Below are 4,187 nucleotides of genomic sequence, written 5' to 3' on the forward strand. Positions count from 1 at the left end.
CCAGAACACGCGACCGTCGGACGAGCCGACGATGACGCCGTGCTCCAAGACCTTGAGCGTGTCGACGGCGGGAGTGGCAACGATGGCGCCGTCCGCATCGAGCGTACCCTTAAGCGTGTTAATGGTATGCGTGATGAGCTCGGGCGAGATCAACGGGCGCGCGCCGTCATGCAGCGCCACGTATTCGTAATTGTCCGGCACGTATTCCAGACCCGAGAACGCGCTCTCCTGACGCGATGCGCCCGCGGGAGCCATCACGATGGGCGTCACGAAGTTATGCGGGTCGATGGCCAGAGCCCAGTATTCCTGCATGCGGTCCTCGGGGCACACCACCACGATAATGCCCACGTCTTCGGTGGCGTCGAACGCCATGATGGACCATGCCAGCGTAGGCCTGCCGGCGATCTCCACGATCTGCTTGCCGCCGTCATGGCCAAAGCGCTCGCCCGAACCGCCCGCCAAAACGATTGCGGCGGTCTTGGCCTTCTTGCCCACCTTGCCCTGAAGGCGCGCGGAGGCAACCAGGCCTGCAGCAGCGCTCGTATCTTCGAAGTCAGACGCCACATCGGAAAGAGCCGACGGCAAAAACACTGGGTCGACTGCATTTTGCTCGAAAACGGAACGCGCAGAATCGTCGTTGCTCATGGATGCCCTCGCTTCTCTTGCCGAAAGACGCGCGCAGCCGCACGCGTCGCTATGGGTTAAATCGCATTGCCGCACGCATCGTTCGTGCGGAACTTTCTATAACCATTCATATTAGCCCATCCAGCGAATATCGTGTACCGCAATGCGCCACTTCCCTCGCGTTCGACACAGGCGCAAGAACGCACATATAAAGAGGAGGCCCCAATGAGCCTCCTCCAAAACAGTCTCTGCGTTTTTTAGAACGCCCTTAGTCGGCAGCGCCGTCGCTCGATACGCCGCCCGGACGACCGCCCCCGGCGTGCGCCAGATCGAATTGCGGCAGCATCGATTCCGCCTCGCGCGCGATGCTATCGCGCTTGCGCGGCGCGGGAATCTCGCCCTGACCTTCGGTGAACACCAGCTCGTCATCCTTGACGTCCACGTCGATCACGCTGCCCGCATGCCACTTGCCTTCCAGAATCTGCTCGGAAAGCGGGTCTTCCAGCAGGCGCTGAATAGCGCGGCGCAGCGGACGCGCGCCCATGGCGGTATCGGTGCCTTCGTCGGCGATGAACTTGTTCGCCGCCTCCGTCAGATTGATGGTCATGTTCTGCTCGATCAGACGGTCGCGCAGGTCGGCCACCATGAGGTCCACGATCTGCAGAATCTCGTCGGCGGTCAGGCTCTTGAACACGATGATCTCGTCCAGACGGTTCAGGAACTCGGGGCGGAAGAGCTTCTTGAGCTCGCTCATCACGCTGCTTTTGATCTCCTTGTCGGAGAGGCCCTTCTGCGACTCGGGTGCGAATCCCAGCGGAGCGTCCTGGGCGATCTCGCGCGCGCCCACGTTGGACGTCATGATGATCACCGTATTGCGGAAGTCCACCGAGCGACCCTGTGCGTCGGTCAAGCGACCCTCCTCCAGAATCTGCAGGAGGATGTTGAACACGTCGGGGTGTGCCTTCTCGATCTCGTCGAACAGCACCACGGAATACGGGCGCTGGCGCACGGCCTTGGTCAGCTGGCCGCCCTCATCGAAGCCCACGTAGCCCGGAGGCGAACCCACCAGACGGCTCACGCTGTGCTTCTCCATATACTCGGACATGTCGAAGCTGATGAGCGCCTCTTCGGAGTTGAACAGGAACTCGGCGAGCGCCTTGGACAGCTCGGTCTTGCCCACGCCCGAGGGGCCCAGGAAGATGAACGATCCAGCAGGACGGCGCGGGTCCTTGAGGCCGCTGCGCGAGCGGCGGATAGCCTTGGACAGCGCGGTCACGGCCTCTTCCTGGCCGATGATGCGCTCATGCAGCACGCTTTCCATGCGCAGAAGCTTTTCGGTCTCGGCTTCGGTCAGGTTGCTCACGGGCACGCCGGTGGACATGCTCACCACGTCGGCGATTTCGGCCTCTCCCACTTCGCCCAGTTCGCGCTCGGTTTCCTCGGAGAACTTCTTCTCGGCCTCCTCGCGCTTGACGGCCAGGCCTTTCTCCTGGTCGCGCAACGCGGCGGCGCGCTCGAAGTCCTGCGCAGCGATGGCCTGCTCTTTATCCTTGCGCACCTTTCGCAGCTCTTCGTCGATCTTCACCACGTCGTCGGGCATCTTGCGATTGCGGATGCGCATGCGCGCGCCCGCCTCGTCCAGCACGTCGATGGCCTTGTCGGGCTGGAAGCGATCCTGGATGTAGCGATTCGACAGCGTGACGGCGGCATGCAGCGCCTCGTCGGAGTAATGCACGTGATGATGCGCCTCGTAGCGGTCACGCAGGCCCGTGAGGATACGCATGGTCTGCTCCTCGGAGGGCTCGCCCACCACGATGGTCTGAAAACGACGCGCGAGCGCCGAATCCTTCTCCAGGTGCTTGCGGTACTCCTCGGTGGTGGTAGCGCCGATCACCTGAATTTCACCGCGCGACAGGGGCGGCTTGAGGATGGCGGCGGCGTCGATGGAACCCTCTGCCGAACCGGCACCAATGATAGTGTGCATCTCGTCGATGAACAGAATCACGTTGCCGTCTTTGATGACCTCTTTGATGACCTTTTTCAGGCGTTCCTCGAACTCGCCGCGGTATTTGCTGCCCGCCACCAACGCCGAGACGTCAAGCGTCACCAGGCGCTTGCCGCTGATGATATCGGGCACCTGGTCGGCCACGATGAGCTGTGCCAGGCCCTCGGCCACGGCGGTCTTGCCCACGCCGGGCTCGCCGATGAGCAGCGGATTGTTCTTCTGACGGCGCGAGAGCACCTGCATGACGCGCTCGATCTCGGCCGCACGCCCAATCACGGGATCAAGCTTGCCCGCACGCGCCTTGGCCGTGAGGTCGGTGCCGAACTCCTCCAGCATGCTGGCCTCTCCGCGCGCCTCGCCCGTGCCGAAGAACGGTACGCCGGCAGCCACGGGGCTCGGCTGACCCACCAGGTCGTTGAGCGCGGTGCGCACCTGGTCAAGCTCCACGTTCAAGCGAGAAAGCACGTCAACCGCACTGCCCTCGCCCTCGCGCACGATGCCCAGCAGCAGATGTTCGGTGGAAATATAGGTCTGCCCCATCTGCATGGCCTCGCGAAGAGCGTGCTCCAGGATGCGGCGCACGCGCGGCGTGAACGACAGATGCGCGGTGGGATCGAGTGTGTCGTCGGGGATGGAGGTCTTGCGCACCTCGTTGAGGGCGTCGTCATAGGTCACGCCCACGTGCTCGAGCGCTTGGGCTGCCATGCCCTCGGGCTCCTTCGCCAAGCCCAGCAGCAGATGCTCGCTGGCGACGTGCGGCTGCTTGAGCTGGCGCGCCTCCTCTTGGGCGAGCACAAGCACGTGCTTGGCCTTGTCTGTGAATTTCTCGAATGCCATAGGGCCTCATTTCTTGTGAAGCTGGCGAAAAAGACCCCGCAGAGGAAGCGCCCTGCGCCTCGTACGTTTCATATCTTGTCCGCCATACTAGACATGCCTCGTATTTTTCCGAATCATCCTAGCACTCATGTGCCCCGAGTGCCAATACGAGAGCAGCGCGATGCCATTTCGTTACATCGCGTCCATAAAAATCGAACCATAATGAAATGTCCCGCAATGCACCGGACGCAAGCGTGCGATTGACTGTTTAGCGGCCAACCCCTCGAGAAATGACCTCGCCATAAATGCACCAGACACAAACGGCTTGTTTCGTGGACGTTTTTCCGAGTTTCCCGGCAGTTTTGCATCGCAAAAGATGAGCCATCCGGATTACAGGGCAAAAACCTGCCGAGCGCATTTCGCCAAATGGGTTAGAAAATATTAAAATAGCAGGACAGTATTTAGAATTCTCTTCAACAGCGAATCAAGCTCCCGGGAAAGTCGAAAAAACGTCCATGAAACTTGAATCTTCTGCCAGTCGTCAAAGCCAGAAAGAGAATCCGAAATACGCTGCATAAATGAAGTGCACAGCAAAAACTCGTCAACGCCTGTTCACATAAATGATTATTTGGCAGAGATACGTAACGCGATAGTCAAATCGTTAATTTCTGATGAGCTTGATAAAAGAAGCGGAGAGTGGGATATCCTGCCTCTCAGAGAGGTTGCCAATTTGCAAAGCGGA

The 4,187-nt window shown here is 60.4% G+C and carries 2 protein-coding genes; both read right to left on the bottom strand.

Annotated features, from left to right (window positions below; all coding sequences use genetic code 11):
* The coding region (locus Q0J60_RS10495; protein ID WP_294441340.1) for a 2-C-methyl-D-erythritol 4-phosphate cytidylyltransferase at window positions 1–645 on the bottom strand (645 nt) is incomplete at its 3' end.
* Between the two features lie 247 nt (window positions 646–892).
* A complete protein-coding gene (locus tag Q0J60_RS10500; protein ID WP_294441343.1) occupies window positions 893–3,466 on the bottom strand; it encodes an ATP-dependent Clp protease ATP-binding subunit in 2,574 nt (857 codons plus the stop codon).
* Between the last annotated feature and the right edge of the window lie 721 nt (window positions 3,467–4,187).

The sequence above is a fragment of the uncultured Slackia sp. genome, from assembly GCF_944321625.1.
Taxonomy (GTDB): Bacteria; Actinomycetota; Coriobacteriia; order Coriobacteriales; family Eggerthellaceae; genus Slackia.